The organism is Neoroseomonas marina, assembly GCF_012927745.1.
Classification (GTDB): Bacteria; Pseudomonadota; Alphaproteobacteria; order Acetobacterales; family Acetobacteraceae; genus Neoroseomonas; species Neoroseomonas marina.
Map to the genome: position 1 here is coordinate 143225 of NZ_JABBKX010000009.1, position 18545 is coordinate 161769.

Here is an 18545-nt window from a genome sequence, read left to right on the forward strand (position 1 = left end):
TCCTCCGTCGCGCCGAGTGTGGCGCGAGGGTCTCGCCCCGTGAAGTCAGGCCGGACGGCGGCGCAGCAGGTAGCGTTGGCGGCCTTCCATCACCAGCACGCCCTTCTGGTTGTGTACCGTGCTGCGCAGGCCGAGGACGCCCGTGGTCCGCTGCGGCGTGACCTCATCCACCTCGAGCGCCGCATAAAGCGTGTCGCCGACGAAGACCGGATGGAGGAAGCGGGAGGACTGCTCGAGGAAGCCCTTGAGGCTCTCCTCCACCATATGCGGGAACATGCCCGCCCCGGCCGCGGTCTGGATCACGACCTGGTAGCCATGGGCGAGCATGTGCGGCATGCCCCGCGCCCGGCAGTACTCCACGTCGTAATGAACCGGGTGGTTGTCGCCCGAGGCCGCCTGGAAGGCGAGGAAGATCGCCTCCGTCATCGTCCGGCTGGGCAGGACGAAGCGCTCGCCGAGGGCGAAATCCTCGAACCAGCGCTGCTGCGGCACCATGCGGTGTGCGGCCGGGTCGAAGGTCACGACACGTAGCCGAGTGTGCGGTCGTGGGCGACCTCGGCCGGGTCGCGCGCTGCCGGATCGCCGAAGCCGCCGCCGCCCGAGGTCTCGAGGCGCACGATGTCGCCCTTCAGCAGGCGGACGCCGTCCGATTTCGGCGCGATGGGCGTCTCCGCGCCGTCGCGGATCCGCACCAGCCGCCCGAGACTGCCCGGCCTGCCGCCCGCGAGGCCGTAGGGCGGGAAGCGGAAGCGATCCATGTTGGCGGTGAAGACGCCGGCGGGGCTGTCGAGCCGCCATTCGCGGAACAGCCCGAGGCCGCCCCGATGCTTCCCCGCCCCGCCCGAGCCCGGCAGCAAGCCGTAGCGCGTGATGGTGAGCGGCATCTGGCTCTCGATCATCTCGACCGGGATGTTGGCATTGTTGTGCATGCCGAAGGACCACGCATTGACGCCGTCCTTCGCGGGATTGGCGCCGGTGCCACCGATCTCGATCTCGACCAGCACCTCGCGCCCGCCATCCTCGGCTTCGGTCTGGAAGGTCGCGACGTAGGAGCCGCCGTAATAGGCCGCGGGCATGCGGTCGGGCAGCGCCTGGTGCAGGCAGCCGAACATGACGTTCGCCAGCCGGTGCGACACCGCCACGCGATGCGCGACCGAAGCGGGCGCGCGGCAGGAGGTCACGCTGCCGTCCCGATGGATGATCCGGATCGGCCGGTAGCAGCCGGCATTGGCCGGCATGGCGCCATCGGTCGCGGCGATGATCGAATAGTAGACCGCGCAGTTCGACATGGCCGGCGTGCAGTTGATCGGCCCGCGCTGCTGGTCGGCGCAGCCGGTGAGGTCGACCTCGATCTCCTCGCCCGTCACGGTCAGCACGGCGTGCAGTCGCACGGGCTCGCCGGTGACACCGTCCTCGTCGAGGAAGTCCTCGAACGCGTAGCGACCATCGGGCATCGCACGGATGGCGGCGCGCATCGCCGCTTCGCTCATGTCGAGGATGCGGGCGGTTGCCTCCAGCAGCCCCTCGGCGCCGTAGCGCTGCGCGAGACGGCGGATCGAGGCCGCGCCGACCTCGAGGCTCGCCAACTGCGACTGCAGGTCGCCCAGCATCAGCGCAGGCTTGCGCACGTTCTGGCCGATCATCTCCCAGACCGCGCGGTTGAGCCGCCCTTCCTCGATCAGCTTCAGCGGCGGGATGCGGATGCCTTCCTGGAAGACCTCGGTCGCCGTGGCGGCGTAGGAGCCCGGCGCCATGCCGCCCATGTCGATGTGATGGCACAACGCGCCGACATAGGCGACGCGCTTGCCTTCATGCATCACCGGCTTGAAGACCAGCACGTCGTTCAGGTGCTGCGCGCCGCAATAGGGATCGTTGGTCGCGACGACGTCGTTCTCGCCCCATTCCTCGGCGTTGACGAAGCGGTCGAGCAGGGTCCGTAGCGCGGCACCCATCGAATTGAGGTGCTGCGGGATGCGCGCCGACTGCGCGACGTTGTTGCCCTCGGCGTCGAAGACGGCGGTGGAGTAGTCGAGCAGTTCCCGCACGATGGTGGAACGGCTGGTGCGCCAGATGGTGATGTCCATCTCGGCGGCCGCGGCGGTCAGCGCGTTGCGGATGACCTCGATCTCGATCGGGCCGAGCGTCATGGCGTGTCCCTCCGCGCGATCAACGTGCCCGCGGCGCCAAGTTCCGCCGTCCAGCCGCGCGCGATCCAGTGGGTGGCGAAGGCTTCCTCGACCACCGCGGGGCCCTCGATCGTGTCGGTGAAGGTGAGCGCCTCGCGGTCCCAGACCGGGATGTCGCGCCAGGCGCCGCCTTCGAAGGCGCGGCGCATGCCCTTGCGCGCAGGCCGCTCGGCGGGTGGCGGGTCGCCTGGTTCGGGCTTGTCCAGCAGGCCGGTCGCGATGGCGCGGATTGTCACGATCTCCACCGGATCGCCGGGGTTGGCGTAGGAGAAGCGCTGGCGGTGCGTGGCGTGGAAGGCCTCCACCAGCGCGGCGAGGTCGCCGGCGTCGGGGGTTGCGACCTCGCCCCAGGGGATCAGCAGTTCGAAGGCCTGGCCGTGGTAGCGCATGTCCGCCGCGATCGAGACGCGGCGGCGTTCCGGCGGGATACCGTCCGCAGCGAGGCGCGCATCGGCTTCGGCCCGGAGCGCAGCGATCACCTCGATGACCTGCGGCAGGTTCGCCGGTTCGGCGCGCATCACGCGCGACCGTGCGATGTCCTGCGTCAGGTCCGAAAACAGGATGCCATAGGCCGAGAGCGTTCCAGGCTCGCGCGGGAAGGCGACCTCCTTCATCCCGAGCTCGGCGGCCACGTCCGTCGCATGAAGTCCACCGGCACCGCCGAAGGAGAGCAGGCAGAAGTCGCGCGGATCGAGGCCCTTCTCGAACAGCGACAGGCGGATCGCGGCGCCGAGATTGGCGTTGACGACCGTCAGGATGCCTTCAGCCGCTTCCTCCACGCCGAGGCGCAGCGGGCCCCCCACCTTCGCCTCCAGCGCCGCGCGCGTCGCCGGCATGTCGAGCTTCATCATGCCGCCGAGGAAGAAGTCCGGATCGAGGCGCCCTAGCGCCAGGTTGGCGTCGGTCACCGTCGGTTCCGTGCCGCCGCGGCCATAGGCAACGGGTCCGGGCCGGGCGCCGGCGCTGCGCGGGCCGACCGTGAGCCGCCCGCCGGCATCGACCGCGGCGATGGATCCGCCGCCAGCGCCGATGGTGCGCATCTCGACCATCGGCAGGCGCACGGGCAGCCGGTCGATCTCGCCCTGGGTGATGACAGAGACGCGCCCGTCCTGCACCACCGAGACGTCGTAGGAGGTCCCGCCCATGTCGACAGCGACCAGGTTCGGCCGCGACAGCAGCGCCGAGAGCCGCCCTGCCGCGAGCGTCCCGCCGGACGGCCCGGACAGCAGCAGCCGCGCCGGCTGTTCCGCAGCGACGCGCAGGCTGCACACCCCGCCATTCGACTGCACGAGGAAGACGAGGGGATGGAAGCCCCCCTCCCCCAGCCGCGCCTCGAGCCGGTCGAGATAGGCCTTCACCACCGGCACGAGCAGGGTGTTCAGGACGGTGGTCGAGGTGCGCTCGTACTCGCGGATCTCGGGCGAGATGTCCGAGGAGAGCGACACCGGCAGGTCCGGCCGCGCCGCACGGAGCATCGCGGCGAGGCGCTGCTCATGCGCCGGATTGGCATAGGCATGCAGCAGCGAGACTGCGACGCAATCCGCCCCGAGCGCCGCGATGCGGTCCAGCAGCGCCGGCACCGCGGATTCATCCAGCGCGATCTCTGCCGTGCCGTCCGCGCGCATCCGTTCCGTCACCCCGAGGCGCCGGTCGCGCGGGATCAGCGTCGGGAAGGGTTCCGGCGCCAGGCCGTAGATGTCGCGGCGGACGTGGCGGTTGATCTCGAGCACGTCCTCGAAGCCCGCCGTGGTCAGCAGCACGCCCTTGGCGAGCTTGCGCTCCAGCACCGCATTCGTCGCGATGGTCGTGCCGTGCAGCAGCAGCCCGACATCGGCAAGCGCGAAGCCGAAGCGTTCCGCGGCCTCGGTCACGCCGCGCATCAGGCCGATGGACGGATCCTCCGGCGTCGTCGGCGTCTTCCACGCGTGCGCGATGCCACTGCGGGCATCGAGGATCTGCAGGTCGGTGAAGGTGCCGCCGATATCGACCGCGATGCGGACGGGGCGGACATTGTCGGTGCTGGTCACGCGGGACGTTCCTGGATTCGTTCAGCCCATCACGGCAGGCAGCCAGAGAGCAAGGCCGGGGAAGATCATGAGGATGGCGACGGCCAGAAGATAGACCGCCAGGAAGGGCATCACGCCGATGAAGACGTCGGTGATGGGTCCTGGTCGGGACCGCATGCCTTGCAGCACGTACATCACCGTCCCGTCCGGCGGGCTGATCTGGGCGATCTCGACCAGCATGGTCACGATCACGCCGAACCAGATCGGATCGTAGCCGAGCGCCACGACGATCGGAAACACGACCGGGACGGTGGTGATGATCATGGAGAAGCCCTCCATGAAGGTCCCGAGCGCGACATACAGCGCAATGATGCAGAGCATGATGCCCCAGGGCGGGATCGGCAGCCCGGCGATCAGCCCGGCCAGCGCCTGCGGCACGTTGATGATGGTGAGGATGTAGTTGAGCAGGTAGGCCCCGAACAGGATCAGCCCGAGCAGCGCCGTGTTGCGCGCCGTCGCCTCGGCCGAGGCGTTCAGCATGCGGAAGGTCAGCTTGCGCTCGATGGCGGCGAAGCCCGCCGCCCCCACCACGCCGAGCGCGGCCGCCTCGGTCGGTGTCGCGAAGCCGCCATAGATCGACCCGAGCACCAGCAGGATCAGCAGCAGCGTCGGCACCAGGTCAGCCAGCGCACGGATCTTCACCCCCAGTGGCAGGCGCTCGGGCTTCTCCATCGGGTTGCGGATGCCATGCCAGAGGATGACGATGGTGAAGAGCCCCGTCACGAGCACCGAGGGAACGATCGCCGCGATATAGAGCGCGCCGACCGAGGTCTCGGTGATCAGCCCATAGATGATGAAGGTGATCCCCGGCGGGATCAGGTTGCCGAGCGCCCCGCCGGCGGCGAGCGAGCCGAGCACCATCCGCTGGCTGTACTTGGTGTCCTGGAAATAGGGCAGCGCGACCGAGCCCATGGTCGCGGCCGTCGCCACCGAGGAGCCCGAGATCGCCGAGAACACCGCGCAGGAGACGATGTTGGTGTGCAGCAATCCACCCGGCATCCGGTTCAGCCAGACGTTCAGCGCGCGATACAGCCGATCCGACAACCCGGCCCGCAACAGGATCTCGCCCATCAGCAGGAAGAGCGGCACGGCGACGAGCACGAAGTTAGACGACGGCGCCCAGAGCGTCTGTCCCAGGAAGGCCCACCACGGCCGATCGGAGAACAACAACCCCGTCAGCACGCCGAGGACACCGAGCACGGCGGCGATGTAGACGCCCGATCCGAAGAAGACGACGAAGACGCCGGTCAGCATCAGGATCTCGGCGACCGGCAGTGCCTGGCCGGTGGTCGCCGCAGCGAAGATGGTGATGGCGAGCAGCGCCAGCAGGAAGACGATGGCGATCACGGGTGCGGAGGCTCCTCGCCCTCATGTGCCATGGCCACAGCCTCGAGCGCTTCCTCCGTCTCGTCCTCGAGCGTGCGGGAGCCGAGCAGGGCGTCAAGCGACGCCCCCTCCCCGCAGGCCAGCGCAAGGGCGGCCTCCAGCATCAGCACCAGGCAGGACATCACGAAGGCCGAGATGCCGAAGGCCCAGATGCCCTGCGGCCAGACCATGGCGATCCGCAGCGCGGAGTTGTCATGCGCGTCGAACAGCGCGCTTTCGTCCACCAGTTCCCAGGCCGACCAGACGATCAGGACCGACAGCGCCGTCAGCAGGCCAAGCGCGAAGAGATGTAACGGCGCGCGTATCCTGACCGGCAACCGGTTCACGAAGACGTCGACGCGGATATGCGCCCGGCGGAACAGCGTGTGGCCGAGCGACCAGGCGATACCGCCGGCCAGGATGTAGCCCGTGACCTCGACCGTCGCCTGGGATGAGAAGCCGAGGAAGTAGCGTGCAACGATATCGAAGGTGATGAAGAGCGCGCAGACGACGTACGCCCACCCCGCGATGTAGGCCATCAGCAGCGCCGCCGCGGCGACCGCGCGCCGCAGCGCGCGGACCGCCTGCAGCGGCGCCGGGGACGGGGTGACGGTGCCGCTCACCCGCCGAAACGCACGCCGGAGATGGGCGCGATCACCTCGTTGTAGGTCTCGCCGCAGCGCGCGCCGCAGCGGCGCACCCAGCCGGGGAGCACCACCTCGCGAAAGATCCGCTGCGTCTCCGCCTTGTCGGCGTCGGTGGCGACGACCTCGGTCATCGGGCGGGCGGCGATGTTGTGGATACGGCATTCCGCGGCACGGCCGATGTTGCAGTCGATCCCGTCCCGCGTCGCCGCGGCGCCGAGCGCCCATTGCGCATCCGAGACTTCCTTCATGGTCGCTTCCATGAAGGCCCGCACCTGCGGATCGAGGCGGTTCCACCAGGCGAGGTTCACGAGATAGCCCGCGACGGCCCAGGACACCGGCAGGTTTGAGATATGCGTCGTCACTTCCGGCCAGCGCGCCGCGGCGCCCGAACCCGACCCGGTGATCGCGCAGTCCACGACCCCGCGCTCGAGGGCGGAATAGACCTCGGGGAAGCCGATGCTGACGGGCTGTGCGCCGAGCGCGGTGAAGTAGTCCACCAGCGAATTGCCGAAGGTGCGGATGCGCCGGCCGCGCAGGTCCGACAGGCTCGTGAAGGCGGCTCGGCAGAACACGACCTGGGCCGGGAAGGGATAGAGAGCGACGAGCCGCGTGCCGAAGCGCTCGAGGTCGCGGTTCGCGGCCGGGATGATGGCCGCCGCGATGCGCTGCGCATCGCGGATGTCGGGCGCGAGGCCCGCGAGATCAACGCCGTCCAGGATCGGCACGTCACCCGACAGCGTCGTCAGCGTGCCTGCGCCGATCTCGACCTGACCCGAGCGCACGAGGCGCACGATCTCGTTGCCGGCGAGGTTGCGCTCGGCATGGGTGGACAGCGTCACCTGGATGCGGCCGTTGCTGCGTTGCGCCGTCGCGTCGCGCAGGATGGGTTGGTCGACGCGCGTGTATTGCGGCTGCGTCGGCAGGGGCTGGGTCACCGCGGCGATGCGAACCTGCGGGCCGGCCGGCAGGCTCGGCGCCTGCGCCATGGCGGGGAGAGTCACAGCAGCCGAGGCGACAAGCCCGGCGATCATCCGTCGCAGCATCGCGACCTCCTCCTGTTGACGGGGGCCGGATCTCGTGTCCGCCACCCGAGCACATCCGAACACGGGTCGATCGGTGCGTCGAGGGGGCATGCCACGGGAATCAGCGCACGACGGCGAACAATGCGTCCGCGCGCAGCAGCTGCGCGATGCGCTGCACGCACGGAAAGCATGTCGGGGGTTTCGCCGCGACCGGTGCTGGACCATGCTCGCCATCGAGACAACGGAGCGCGCCATGATCATTCGCCGCCGCGGAGTGCTCGCTGCTGGGCTGGGATTGCCATTCGCCGCGCGGGCGCAGGGGCCGGGCGGATTTCCCAACCGGCCGCTGCGGCTCATCGTCCCCTTTCCGCCGGGCGGCGGTGTGGACCTGACGGCGCGGCTGCTGGCCGATCCGCTGTCGCGCGAACTCGGCCAGACGGTCGTCGTCGAGAATCGCGGCGGCGCCGGCGGCGTGATCGGCGTCGAGGCGATGAGCCGCGCCGCGCCCGATGGCTACACGCTCTCGCTCGATGGCGCCGGCACCATCACCGCCGGTCCGCATCTGCGCCGCCTGCCGTACGAGGCGATGCAGCTATCCCACATCACCCGCCTGGTCCGCATGCCCTTCATCGTGGCCGTGCGCACCGACCTTCCGGCGAACACGCTGCAGGAGTTCCTCGACCTCGCAAAGCGGCAGGAGCTGCGCTACGCCTCGGGCGGGCTCGGCACCAGCCAGCACCTGACCGGCGAGTTGTTCAACCAGATGGCGGGGATCAACATGATCCACGTGCCCTATCGCGGCACGGGCCCGGCGCTGAACGACCTCGCAGCCAAGGTGGTCGATGTCTATTTCGGCGATCCGGCGACGCTGTCCATCGTGAATGGCGGCGGCGCGCGGGCGATCGCCGTGACCTCCCCGCAGCGCTGGCCGCTGCTGCCGAACGTCCCGGCGGTCGCCGAGGGCGTGCCGGGCTATGAGAGCGAGAACTGGTACGGCCTCGCAGGACCACCCGGCATGCCGGCCGAGATCGTACGATTCCTGCACGCCGCGGTGGTGAAGGTGATGCGCGACCAGGGGAATGTCGCGCGCTTCGACGATGCCGGGCTGCACCCGGCCGTCATGGAACTCGCAGACTACGATGCCTTCCTGCGCGCCGATTCCGCGCGATGGGAACGCGTGGCGAAAACAGGGAATATCCGTATCGATGGGTGAGTCACGCCTGGCCGTCGACATTGGCGGCACCTTCACCGACCTGGTGCTGCAGACGCCGCGCGGCACGCATGAAATGAAACTGCTCACCACGCCCGAGGCGCCGGAACGCGCCGTGCTCGACGGGGCGAAGGCCATCCTCGCCGCCGCAGGCTGCGCGCCGGGCGAAATCGGCCTGGTGGTGCATGGCACCACGCTCGCGACCAATGCGCTGATCGAACGCAAGGGCGCGCCGACCGCGCTGCTGACGACGGAAGGTTTCCGCGATTCCGTCGAGATGGCCTACGAGCATCGCTTCGAGCAGTACGATCTCTCGATGCAACGACCCGAGCCCCTGGTGCCGCGCGACCTGCGCCTCGGCGTGAAGGAACGCATTGCCGCGGATGGATCGCTGCTGCTGCCGCTGGACGAGGCTTCACTGCGCGCTACGGCGCGTTCGCTGACGGCTCGCGGCATCCAGGCCGTGGCGATCTGCTTCCTGCATTCCTTTACCAACCCCGTGCATGAACGCCGCGCCGCGGCGATCGTGGCGGAGGAGATGCCGGACGCGGCGATCACCATCTCCTGCGAGGTCGCACCCGAGATCCGCGAATACGAGCGCGCCTCGACCACCATCGCCAATGCCTATGTCCTGCCGCTGATGGGCCGGTATCTCGCCGCGCTCGAAGGCGGGCTGAAGGATGCGGGACTCGATTGCCCGCTCCTGCTGATGATGTCCTCGGGCGGCGTCACCACGGTCGATACGGCGAAGCGCTTCCCGGTGCGCCTGGTGGAAAGCGGCCCGGCGGGCGGCGCCATCCTCGCCCAGGCGGTCGCGGCGGAAAACGGGCTGAAGCAGGTGCTCGCCTTCGACATGGGCGGCACCACGGCGAAGCTGACGCTGATCGACGATCTCGACTTCCAGCGCAGCCGCTCCTTCGAGGTCGCGCGCGCCTATCGCTTCATCCAGGGCAGCGGCCTGCCGGTGCGCATCCCGGTGATCGAGTTGGTCGAGATCGGCGCCGGCGGCGGGTCCATCGCGCGCGTCGATGCGTTGGGCCGCATCCTGGTCGGGCCGGACAGCGCGGGCAGCGTGCCCGGGCCGGCGTGCTACGGGCGCGGGGGCGCCGAACCGACCGTGACCGACGCCGACGCGACGCTCGGGCGGCTCGATCCGTCCCGCTTCGCGGGCGGGTCCATCGGCCTCGATGCCGCGAAGGCGGCAGCCGCCGTCGCCGGCCGCGTCGCCACACCGCTCGGCATGGCGCCGCTGCAAGGTGCCGTCGGCATCGCCGAGATCGTCGACGAGACCATGGCGAACGCCGCCCGCGTCCATGCCGTCGAGAATGGCAAGGACACCGCCGGCCGCGCCATGATCGCCTTCGGCGGCGCGGCGCCGCTGCATGCCGCGCGGCTCGCGCAGAAGCTCGGCATCGATCGCGTGGTGGTGCCGGTCGGCGCCGGCGTCGGCTCGGCGCACGGCTTCCTGCGGGCGCCCATCGCCTATGAAGTCGTGCGCAGCCGTCACATGCGCCTCGACGCCTTCGATCCGGAGGCGTTGAACGCCCACTTCGCCGAGATGCGCGCCGAGGCCGAGGCGGTCGTCCGCATGGGCGCGCCGAGCGAGGCCCTGACGGAAACGCGCACCGCCTTCATGCGCTACCGCGGCCAGGGGCACGAGATCGCCGTCGCCCTGCCCGCCCGCGCCTACACTCCGTCCGACACGGCCCTCCTGCGCGCGGGCTTCGAGGCCGCCTACACCGCGCTGTTCGGCCGCGTCATCCCGCGGCTCGAGGTCGAGGCGATGACCTTCGCCCTCTCCCTGTCCGCCGCCCGCCCCCTGCCCGAGGCGGCCCTGCCGCCCCCCGCGCAACAGGCCCCGCCGCCCCGCGGCAGGCGCGACGTCACCGACCCCGCCACCGGCGCGACGGACAGCGCTGCCGTGCATGAACGCGCCGCCCTCGCCCCCGGCATGGCCATCCCCGGCCCCGCCCTGATCGTCGAGGACGGCACCACCACCGTCGTCCCGCGCGGCTTCGCCGCCCGCGTCAACGCGCTCCACCAGCTCGTCCTGGAGGCCCAGGCATGACCACCGACATCCGCTTCCAGGTGATGTGGAACCGCCTGCTGTCCGTGGTGGAGGAACAGGCCCGCACCCTCGTCCGCACCGCCTTCTCCACCTCGGCGCGCGAGGCCGGGGACATCTCCGCCGGCGTCTTCGACCTCGAGGGGCGGATGCTCGCCCAGGCGGTGACGGGCACGCCGGGCCACGTGAATTCCATGGCGCGCAGCGTCGTCCACTTCATCCGGGAATTCCCGGTCGAGACGATGAAGCCCGGCGACCACTACATCACCAACGATCCCTGGAAGGGGACCGGGCATCTCTACGACCTGGTCGTCACCTCGCCGGCCTTCCATAACGGCAAGCTCGTCGCGCTCTTCTCCTCGACCACGCACCTGGTGGACATCGGCGGCGTCGGGCAGTCGGCCGAAGGCAAGCAGGTCTTCCACGAAGGGCTGTTCCTGCCGCTGATCCCCCTCGCCCGCGAAGGCGTGGTGGATGAGACGGTCATGCGCATCGTCCGCGCCAATGTCCGCGAACCGGTGCAGGTCGAAGGCGACGTCTTCGCGCTAATGGCCTGCAACGAGACGGGCGAGCGGCGCCTGTCGGCCATGATGGCCGAGAACGGTCTCGGCGATCTCGATGAGCTCGGCCACTACATCATCAGCCGCTCCCGCGCCGGCATGACCGCGGCGATCCAGAAGCTGCCCAAGGGGACGTGGAAATCCCACATGCGGATCGATGGCGTGAACGAGCCGATCGACCTGCACGCGACGGTCACCATCGCCGACGACCACATCGCAGTGGATTATGATGGCACCTCGGCCGCCGTGCCCTTCGGCATCAACTGCCCGCTCTGCTACACCGAGGCCTACACGGCCTTCGGCGTAAAATGCGTGGTCGGCGCCGAGATCCCGAACAATGCCGGCACGCTGGACGCCGTGATCGTCACGGCCCCCGAGGGCTCGATCGTCAACGCGCCCTTCCCCTTTCCCGTCACCGCGCGGTCGACCATGGGGCACATGCTACCCGACGTGGTCTATGGCGCGCTCGACCAGGCGATCCCGGGGCGCGTGCCGGCGGAGGGCACGTCCAACCTGTGGAACCTGAAGCTCGGCGCGGGCCCCGGATACACGGGACCGAAGGGCCCGGCCTTCATGATCACCTCCTTCCACTCGGGCGGGACAGGGGCGCGGCCGAACCTCGACGGGCTGTCGGCCACGCCCTTCCCCTCGGGCGTCCGCAACGTGCCGGTCGAGGTGACGGAAGCGATCACGCCGCTCGTCTTCTGGAAAAAGGAGTTGCGCGAGGGCTCGGGTGGTGCGGGCCGCCAGCGCGGCGGCCTCGGCCAGGTCATCGAGGTCGGCCGCCGCGACGACGAGGCCTTCGGCATCTTCGCGACCTTCGAACGGGTGAAGCATCCGGCGCGCGGGCGATCGGGCGGGGCGAACGGGGCGCCGGGGCGCCTCTCCCTCGCCTCGGGCAGCGAGCTGAAGCCCAAGGGCTTCCACGTCGTGCCCGCCGGGGACCGCATCGTGGTCGAGATGCCCGGCGGCGGCGGCTATGGCGCCCCGGCCGAGCGCGATCCGGCGGTCGCCGCGCGCGACCGTGCCCTCGGCTACACGCGAGAGTGACGGCGCTCCGTACCTAGGGCGCGACCAGCGAGCTTCGCCAGGGCAGCCGCGCCTCCGGCTGCGCCTCCACCAGCACAGCGCGGATATCGGCATCGCCGGGCACCATCATCCGCGTCGCATAGGGGATCGTTCCGCCCCGTCCGTCGGAAGGCCATGGCTGCACCAGATACCGGTGCCCATCCCCGTGCAGCAGCAGCACCGGACGTCGCAGCGCCGCCGCCCCCGCCGCGAGGCGGTCCAGCACGGCGCCGACATCGTAAGGCAGGTCGCGCACCAGACGCGTCCCGGCCTGTCCGCCCTGGTCGCGCGGGCGCGCACGGCACTCCGTCGCCGCGACCATGTGGCAGGGATGCCAGAGGTCGGCGGTGAAGGCGAAGACGAGGGCGCGGGCGCGCTGCCGCCGCGCCTCCTCGAAACCTGCATCGATCCAGGCGGCGGCGGCCTCGGCGAGGCGCGGCAGGATCGGCAGAACCTCGGGATGGACCTGGCGCGTGCCCGGCACATCGGGCCGCGGCACGGCGGGCAGGTTCAGCGTCACGAAGACCACGCCGGCATGGATCCAGCGGGCGTTCTCGGTCTCCTCCACATGCGGGCCGCGCAGGCCGCCCTGCCGGGCAAGGCGGATTGGGCGCCCGCCGAAGGAGGTCGGGCCGGAGAAGAACGCCTCCCGCAGCCGGCCGAGCGCATCGGCGGGACCGCTCTCGGCCGGGCTGCGCGGGACGCAGTCGGTCCAGTCGTTGTCGCCGGGGATCGAAACCACCGCGCGATCGAACCGCGCGAAGATTCGTTGCGGACGCGCGACGAGCAAATCCTCGGTGCAGGGCTCCCGCGACGCCTTGCCGTTGCCGAGAAAGATCGTGAAGGCCGGCCCCTGCCGGTTGATCGCGGCGGCGAGGGCCAGCACCCGCGCCTCGTCCTCCGCCCGGAACGGCATCCCCCCGAAGACGGCGAAGGCGAAGCCTTGCCCGTGCGCCGGCAGGACGAGCAGCAAGGCGAGGCCGAGGCCGGCGATCCAGGCACGCATCCCGCCATACTGGCCGCCCAGGGGCCGGGCGGGAAGCGCCGCCCGGTTGCGCCTGGCGCGCCCCCGGGCTACCCGCCCGCCGTGCCCGCCGACGCCCCCCCGCTCCGCACCGCGGATTTCGACTTCGACCTGCCCGAGGACCTGATCGCCCAGGCCCCCACGCGGCCGCGCGACGCTGCGCGCATGCTGGTGGTCCGCCAGGACGGCATCGCCGATGCCGGGGTGCGCGACCTGCCCGGCCTGTTGCGGCCCGGCGACGTCATGGTGGTCAACGACACCAAGGTCATTCCCGCCCGGCTGCACGCCCGGCGCGGCGCCGCACGGATCGAGGTCATGCTCAACCGCGCCGAGGGCGGCGGCCTCTGGCACGCCCTGATCCGCAACGCCCGCCGCCTTCGCGACGGCGACACCATCGTCGTCGAGGGCGCCGAGGACTGCACCGCCCGGGTCGTCGGCGCACCGGAAGGCGGGGCGGCGCTGCTCGATTTCGGGCCCGACCAGGCGCTGCTGGCCGCGGCGCTCGAGAAGGCCGGGGAGATCCCCCTGCCCCCCTACATCGCCCGCCCGGCAGGCCCAACGGCCGAGGACGCCGCCGACTACCAGCCCATCTTCGCCGAACGCCCCGGCGCAGTCGCGGCCCCCACCGCCAGCCTGCACTTCACCGAGGCCCTCCTCGACGCCATATCCGCACGAGGCGTGGCGCGGGCGACCGTCACGCTGCATGTCGGGGCCGGAACCTTCCTGCCGCTGCGCAGCGACGACCCGCGGGCGCACAGCCTGCACGCCGAATGGGGCGAGGTGACGGAGGAGGCCGCCGCCACGATCAACGCCGCGCGCGCCGCCGGCGGGCGGATCGTGGCGATCGGCACCACGGCGCTGCGCCTGCTGGAAAGCGCGGCGGGGGAGGACGGCACCGTCCGTCCCTTCCGCGACCTGACCGACCTGTTCCTGTTGCCCGGCCACCGCTTCCGGACCGCCGACCTGCTGATGACCAACTTCCATTTGCCGAAGAGCACGCTGTTCATGCTGGTCTGCGCCTTCTCCGGCACGGAGCGGATGAAGGCGGCCTATGCCCATGCCGTGGCGCAGCGGTATCGCTTCTACTCCTATGGCGATGCCTCGCTTCTGGAGCGTGTGGCATGACTCTGCACTGGACGAAGGCCGCGACGGACGGCGCGGCGCGCGCGGGCGTGCTGCACACCGCCCATGGCGAGGTTCCGACGCCGGTCTTCATGCCCGTCGGCACCGCCGGCACGGTGAAGGCCATGACGGCCGATGCGGTGCGCAGCACGGGCGCGCGGATGGTGCTCGGCAACACCTACCACCTGATGCTGCGGCCCGGGGCGGAGCGCGTCGCGCGGCTCGGCGGGCTGCACCGGATGATGGATTGGCACGGGCCGATCCTGACCGATTCCGGCGGCTTCCAGGTCATGTCGCTGTCCGGCCTGCGGAAGATGGACGAACAGGGCGTCACCTTCCAAAGCCATATCGACGGATCGAAGCACAGGCTGACGCCGGAACGCAGCGTCGAGATCCAGCGCCTGCTCGGCGCCGACGTGACCATGTGCCTCGACGAATGCACGCCCTTCCGCGCGACCGAGAAGCAGGCGGCGGATTCCATGCGCCTGTCGATGCGCTGGGCCGCGCGCTGCCGCGATGCCTTCGTCGAACGCGACGGCCATGGGCTGTTCGGCATCGTCCAGGGCAGCACCTATCCCGACCTGCGCGCCGAGAGCGTCGACGCGCTGACGCGCATCGGCTTCGAGGGTTACGCCGTGGGCGGCCTCGCGGTTGGCGAGGGGCAGGAGATGATGTTCTCCGTCCTCGAGACCACCGTCCCGCTGCTGCCCACCGACAAGGCGCGCTACCTGATGGGCGTCGGCACGCCCTCGGACCTGGTCGGCGCGGTGCGGCGCGGGATCGACATGTTCGACTGCGTCATGCCGACGCGATCGGGCCGGACCGGGCGGGCCTACACGCGGCGCGGCGTGCTCAACATCCGCAACGCCCGGCATGCCGAGGACGACAGTCCGCTCGATCCCGATTGCGGCTGCCCGGCCTGCCGGCGCCATTCCCGCGCCTATCTGCATCACCTGTTCAAGGCGGGGGAGATGCTCGGGCCGATGCTGCTGACCTGGCACAACATCCAGTACTACCAGGACCTGATGGCCGAACTTCGGACCGCCATCCTGGAAGGCCGTTTCGAGGAGACCGCCGCGCGGATCGCCGCCGGCTGGCAGGCAGGCGAAGAGGAGAAGGCGGCATGAGCGGCGTCCCCGACCACGAATACAGCGGCCTGACGCAGCTCGGCCAACCGACGCGCCTGCCATCGAGCCCCGAGGAAGCGGTGCTCGAGCGCGTGCCCGCGCCGCACAAGGACCTGCGCTACTGCGTGCGCTTCACCGCGCCGGAATTCACCTCGCTCTGCCCGCTGACCGGCCAGCCGGATTTCGCGCATCTCGTCATCGACTACGTGCCGCGGAACTGGATCGTCGAGAGCAAGTCGCTGAAGCAGTACCTCGCCGCGTTCCGCAACCACGGGGCGTTCCACGAGGCCTGCACGCTCGACATCGCGCAGCGGCTGGTGGGACTGCTCGATCCGGTGTGGCTGCGCATCGGCGGCTACTGGTACCCGCGCGGGGGCATCCCGATCGACGTGTTCTGGCAGTCGGGCGACCCACCCGCTGGCACATGGATTCCGAACCAGGACGTCCAGCCCTATCGCGGGCGCGGGTGACCCTCGGCGCATCGATGGCGAAGGGCATCGCCGCGGGATAGGTTGCGGTCGATGAATCGAAGCAGCAACACGCTCCGTCGCATGTCGTGCTCGCCGCGGTGGCGCACGCTCCTCGCACTGACCGCCGCGACACTCGTCATCGCCGGGCCGCTCGCCGCGCAACAACCTCCGGATACCGGGCGCGGCCCACCATTGCGCGCAGATCCCGGCGACTGGTGGGGCGACGTCCATCGGTGGACGGGGTCCGACGAGACACGTCCTCGCGGCGGTCGACCCGCAGATGCGCCAGGGTCCGCGACGCCTTCCCCCGGGCAGCGCCGCGCCGCGCCCTCCGCCGAGGGCCGGCGCACGGCCGTCACGAGCGCCAACCGCCGCACCAACGTCCGGCAGGCGCCGTCGCTCGAAGCCCCGGTCGTACGGACGATCGCGCCGAATACGATCGTGAACGTCTTCGAGGACGGCCCCGACGGCTGGTATCAGGTCGGGGAGGACACGCCCCTCGGATGGATGCACCGCTCCACGATGCAGCGGCCGCCTGCGGCCGAGCGCCCCTGAGCGGGGCGCCCGGATCTTCCATCAGGACTTGAAGTACCACTGCTCCGGATGTCCGCCCCAGGGCGTGCGGATATGTTGTGACACGCCGGTGCGCGCGGGCACGTTCTCGAGCCGCTCATTCACCACCCGCACGCCCATGAAGGCCGGGGAGAGGCCGACGAGGCCGATGCCCCATTGCTGCTCGACAGCGAGCTTCCAGATTTCCTTGGCGGTCTGGGTGCGCTCGGCGAGCTTCTGGCCGGCGGCGGCGCGCATCAGTTGGAAGGCGCGCAGCATCTCCGGCTCGGTCGGGGCGGTGCCGCGCTCGCCGTTGGACGCGAACCAGAGAGCATGGGCATTGCCCATGACACCGGCCGTCGGATCCACCGGAAGCGCATAGCGCGGATAGAGGTACAGGCTTTCCGTCCCGTTGTTGGTCCACATCAGGATCTGGTTCTGGTCGTTCAGCGCGCGCGTGGTCGCGAGGCTGCGCTCCATCACCTTCACGTCGCCGGCGATGCCGATCTGGCGCCAGTGCTGGACGATCATCTCCGCCTGTTGCGGCCAGGTCGGGGAGAGCGTCTGCGCCACCGCGATCTCGATGCGCAGGCGTTGGCCGTTGTCGCGCCGCAGGCGATACCCTTCGCGGTCCTTGCGCGTCAGGCCGACCGTGTCGAGCAACTGGTTCGCCTGGCGCGCGTCATGGGTGGACCATTTGGTCCGCCATTCCTCGCCCGGGCTTTCGGGAATGATGCGGTCGGGTATGACCGAACCCGGCGTGCCCAGGCCGAGCCAGAACGCCTCGTTCAACTGCTCACGGTCGATACCGAGCGACAGCGCCCGGCGAAACCGCGCATCCGCGAGCAAGGCGCCGATCTCCCGATCCTCCGTGTAGGTGAGATTCGGGAACAGCACGGAATCCCCGCCGTTGAAGCCGGGATCGAGATGGACCCGGTAACGGCTGCGCTGGCGATTCTCGAGCAGGATCGGCAGCTTGCCGAGGTCGATGAAACGCTCCTGGTAATCGTAGTCCCCGGCGATGGCGCGCAGGTTCACGACCTCCGGATTCTCGGCAAGGGTGAGTTGCACGCGGTCGATGTAGGGCAGCTGATTGCCCTCGGTATCGACGGCGTAGAAGTAAGGATTGCGCTCCAGCACCCATTGCTGGCCGGTGATCGGCTGCGTCATGCGCCAGGCCGCGAGCGTCGGCAGGTCACGGTTCAGCCGCCAGTCCGACCGCGCCCGGAAAAGCTGCACCCAGGTCGTGAAGCCCGCTGCCCGGGCCTGGGTGTTGAGCTCCTCGATCGGCGTGTATTTGGGCAGGAACTGGCTGAGGTAGTGCTTCGGAGCATAGACGCTGTAGGCGCGCCCGTCCGACTGCTGTCGCGTCTGCCCGCCGCCGACCAGCGTGTCGCCGGCCAGCAGGTAGGGAAAGAGGTAGTTCGGATCCTCGAAGACGAAGGCGACGGTATGCGCGTCCACCTTCTCGACACGGCCGGGCTTGCCGTTGACCGCCATCTCGGGCGCCGGCGCCGGGACCAGGTCGCGGTTCTGGTAGAGGTCCTCGAACCAGAACACCCAGTCATCGGCGGTGAAGGGCGTGCCGTCCGACCACCGCATGCCGCGGCGCAGATGGACGGTGGTGCGACGACCATCGTCGCTCAGCTCGTATCCCCGGCACAGGCAGGGCGCGATCTCGGTCCCGGTCTTGTCGAAGAAGAACGGCTTGTCCGCGGACATGATGCGGTTGCCGTTCTCGCTGTCGCCGGGGCCGATGAAGCCGCGGCGCCAGGTGCCGCCATAGCGGCCGACGCTGCGGAGCGGCTGGATCACCATCAGGTCCTGCGGCAGCCGCTGATCGACCGGCGGCAGCCGCCCGGCACGGACCTGCTCGGCCAGCATCGGCGCTTCGCTGAAGCGGGTCGGCCGGCGGGCCGGGTCGTCGATCAGCGTGGGACCTTCGAGTTCGCCGACCAGCCCGGACTCCCGCACCTGCCCCCCCGATTGCGCCAGGGCGGCGGAAGCGAGGCCCGTCGTCGCCATCAGGGCCGCACCGAATTCGCGTCGCTTCATGTCGTC

The 18545-nt window shown here is 70.2% G+C and carries 15 protein-coding genes; 7 read left to right on the forward strand and 8 right to left on the reverse strand.

Going from position 1 to position 18545, the window contains the following annotated elements; translation table 11 throughout:
• Positions 1–45 precede the first annotated feature (45 nt).
• From GWK16_RS21065 to GWK16_RS21090, 6 genes are read right to left on the reverse strand one after another with little or no spacing between them, the layout of a single operon-like run.
• Positions 46–522, reverse strand: coding sequence for a MaoC family dehydratase (locus tag GWK16_RS21065; protein WP_338144528.1), 477 nt, complete (start codon positions 520–522; stop codon positions 46–48).
• On the reverse strand, positions 519–2147 hold the full coding sequence (locus tag GWK16_RS21070) for a hydantoinase B/oxoprolinase family protein (protein WP_170055943.1): 1629 nt from the start codon (positions 2145–2147) through the stop codon (positions 519–521). The genes GWK16_RS21065 and GWK16_RS21070 overlap by 4 nt, the downstream gene beginning before the upstream one ends.
• Positions 2144–4213, reverse strand: a complete 2070-nt coding sequence (locus GWK16_RS21075; protein ID WP_170055944.1) for a hydantoinase/oxoprolinase family protein — start codon at positions 4211–4213, stop codon at positions 2144–2146. Before GWK16_RS21075 ends, GWK16_RS21070 begins: the two co-directional genes overlap by 4 nt.
• Positions 4214–4234: 21 nt before the next feature.
• Positions 4235–5599: a TRAP transporter large permease subunit gene (locus GWK16_RS21080; protein WP_170055945.1), complete on the reverse strand. Its 1365-nt coding sequence runs from the start codon at positions 5597–5599 to the stop codon at positions 4235–4237.
• A complete protein-coding gene (locus tag GWK16_RS21085) occupies positions 5596–6240 on the reverse strand; it encodes a TRAP transporter small permease subunit (RefSeq protein WP_170055946.1) in 645 nt (214 codons plus the stop codon). Before GWK16_RS21085 ends, GWK16_RS21080 begins: the two co-directional genes overlap by 4 nt.
• The gene (locus GWK16_RS21090) at positions 6237–7307 is read right to left on the reverse strand and encodes a TRAP transporter substrate-binding protein (RefSeq protein ID WP_170055947.1); all 1071 of its coding nucleotides are present in this window, start codon (positions 7305–7307) and stop codon (positions 6237–6239) included. Before GWK16_RS21090 ends, GWK16_RS21085 begins: the two co-directional genes overlap by 4 nt.
• A gap of 232 nt (positions 7308–7539) precedes the next feature.
• On the opposite strand from GWK16_RS21090, the gene GWK16_RS21095 reads away from it, so the two are divergent.
• Genes GWK16_RS21095 through GWK16_RS21105 form a run of 3 tightly spaced genes read left to right on the forward strand, consistent with a single transcriptional unit; the run spans position 7540 to position 12171 of the window.
• On the forward strand, positions 7540–8499 hold the full coding sequence (locus GWK16_RS21095) for a Bug family tripartite tricarboxylate transporter substrate binding protein (protein WP_170055948.1): 960 nt from the start codon (positions 7540–7542) through the stop codon (positions 8497–8499).
• A complete protein-coding gene (locus GWK16_RS21100) occupies positions 8492–10564 on the forward strand; it encodes a hydantoinase/oxoprolinase family protein (protein WP_170055949.1) in 2073 nt (690 codons plus the stop codon). The genes GWK16_RS21095 and GWK16_RS21100 overlap by 8 nt, the downstream gene beginning before the upstream one ends.
• A complete protein-coding gene (locus GWK16_RS21105; RefSeq protein WP_170055950.1) occupies positions 10561–12171 on the forward strand; it encodes a hydantoinase B/oxoprolinase family protein in 1611 nt (536 codons plus the stop codon). The genes GWK16_RS21100 and GWK16_RS21105 overlap by 4 nt, the downstream gene beginning before the upstream one ends.
• A 13-nt stretch (positions 12172–12184) precedes the next feature.
• Here the strand turns inward: GWK16_RS21105 and GWK16_RS25385 are convergent, their stop codons facing one another.
• Positions 12185–13195 (reverse strand): hypothetical protein, encoded by a 1011-nt coding sequence (locus GWK16_RS25385; protein WP_170055951.1) that lies wholly within the window; start codon positions 13193–13195, stop codon positions 12185–12187.
• Positions 13196–13276: 81 nt separating this feature from the next.
• Here GWK16_RS25385 and queA point away from each other — a divergent pair, with 81 nt between their 5' ends.
• From queA to GWK16_RS21130, 4 genes are read left to right on the forward strand one after another with little or no spacing between them, the layout of a single operon-like run.
• Complete coding sequence (gene queA / locus GWK16_RS25390) at positions 13277–14338, forward strand: tRNA preQ1(34) S-adenosylmethionine ribosyltransferase-isomerase QueA (RefSeq protein WP_170055952.1); 1062 nt, start codon at positions 13277–13279, stop codon at positions 14336–14338.
• Positions 14335–15462: a tRNA guanosine(34) transglycosylase Tgt gene (gene tgt / locus GWK16_RS21120; RefSeq protein WP_170055953.1), complete on the forward strand. Its 1128-nt coding sequence runs from the start codon at positions 14335–14337 to the stop codon at positions 15460–15462. The genes queA and tgt overlap by 4 nt, the downstream gene beginning before the upstream one ends.
• Positions 15459–15932 (forward strand): preQ(1) synthase, encoded by a 474-nt coding sequence (gene queF, locus GWK16_RS21125; RefSeq protein ID WP_170055954.1) that lies wholly within the window; start codon positions 15459–15461, stop codon positions 15930–15932. Before tgt ends, queF begins: the two co-directional genes overlap by 4 nt.
• 51 nt (positions 15933–15983) lie before the next feature.
• Positions 15984–16487 carry an SH3 domain-containing protein gene (locus tag GWK16_RS21130; protein WP_170055955.1) on the forward strand — a complete coding sequence of 168 codons (504 nt, stop codon included), beginning with the start codon at positions 15984–15986 and terminating at the stop codon, positions 16485–16487.
• A gap of 21 nt (positions 16488–16508) precedes the next feature.
• Here GWK16_RS21130 and GWK16_RS21135 read toward each other — a convergent pair whose 3' ends face one another.
• Positions 16509–18539 carry an ABC transporter substrate-binding protein gene (locus GWK16_RS21135; protein WP_170055956.1) on the reverse strand — a complete coding sequence of 677 codons (2031 nt, stop codon included), beginning with the start codon at positions 18537–18539 and terminating at the stop codon, positions 16509–16511.
• Positions 18540–18545 lie beyond the last annotated feature (6 nt).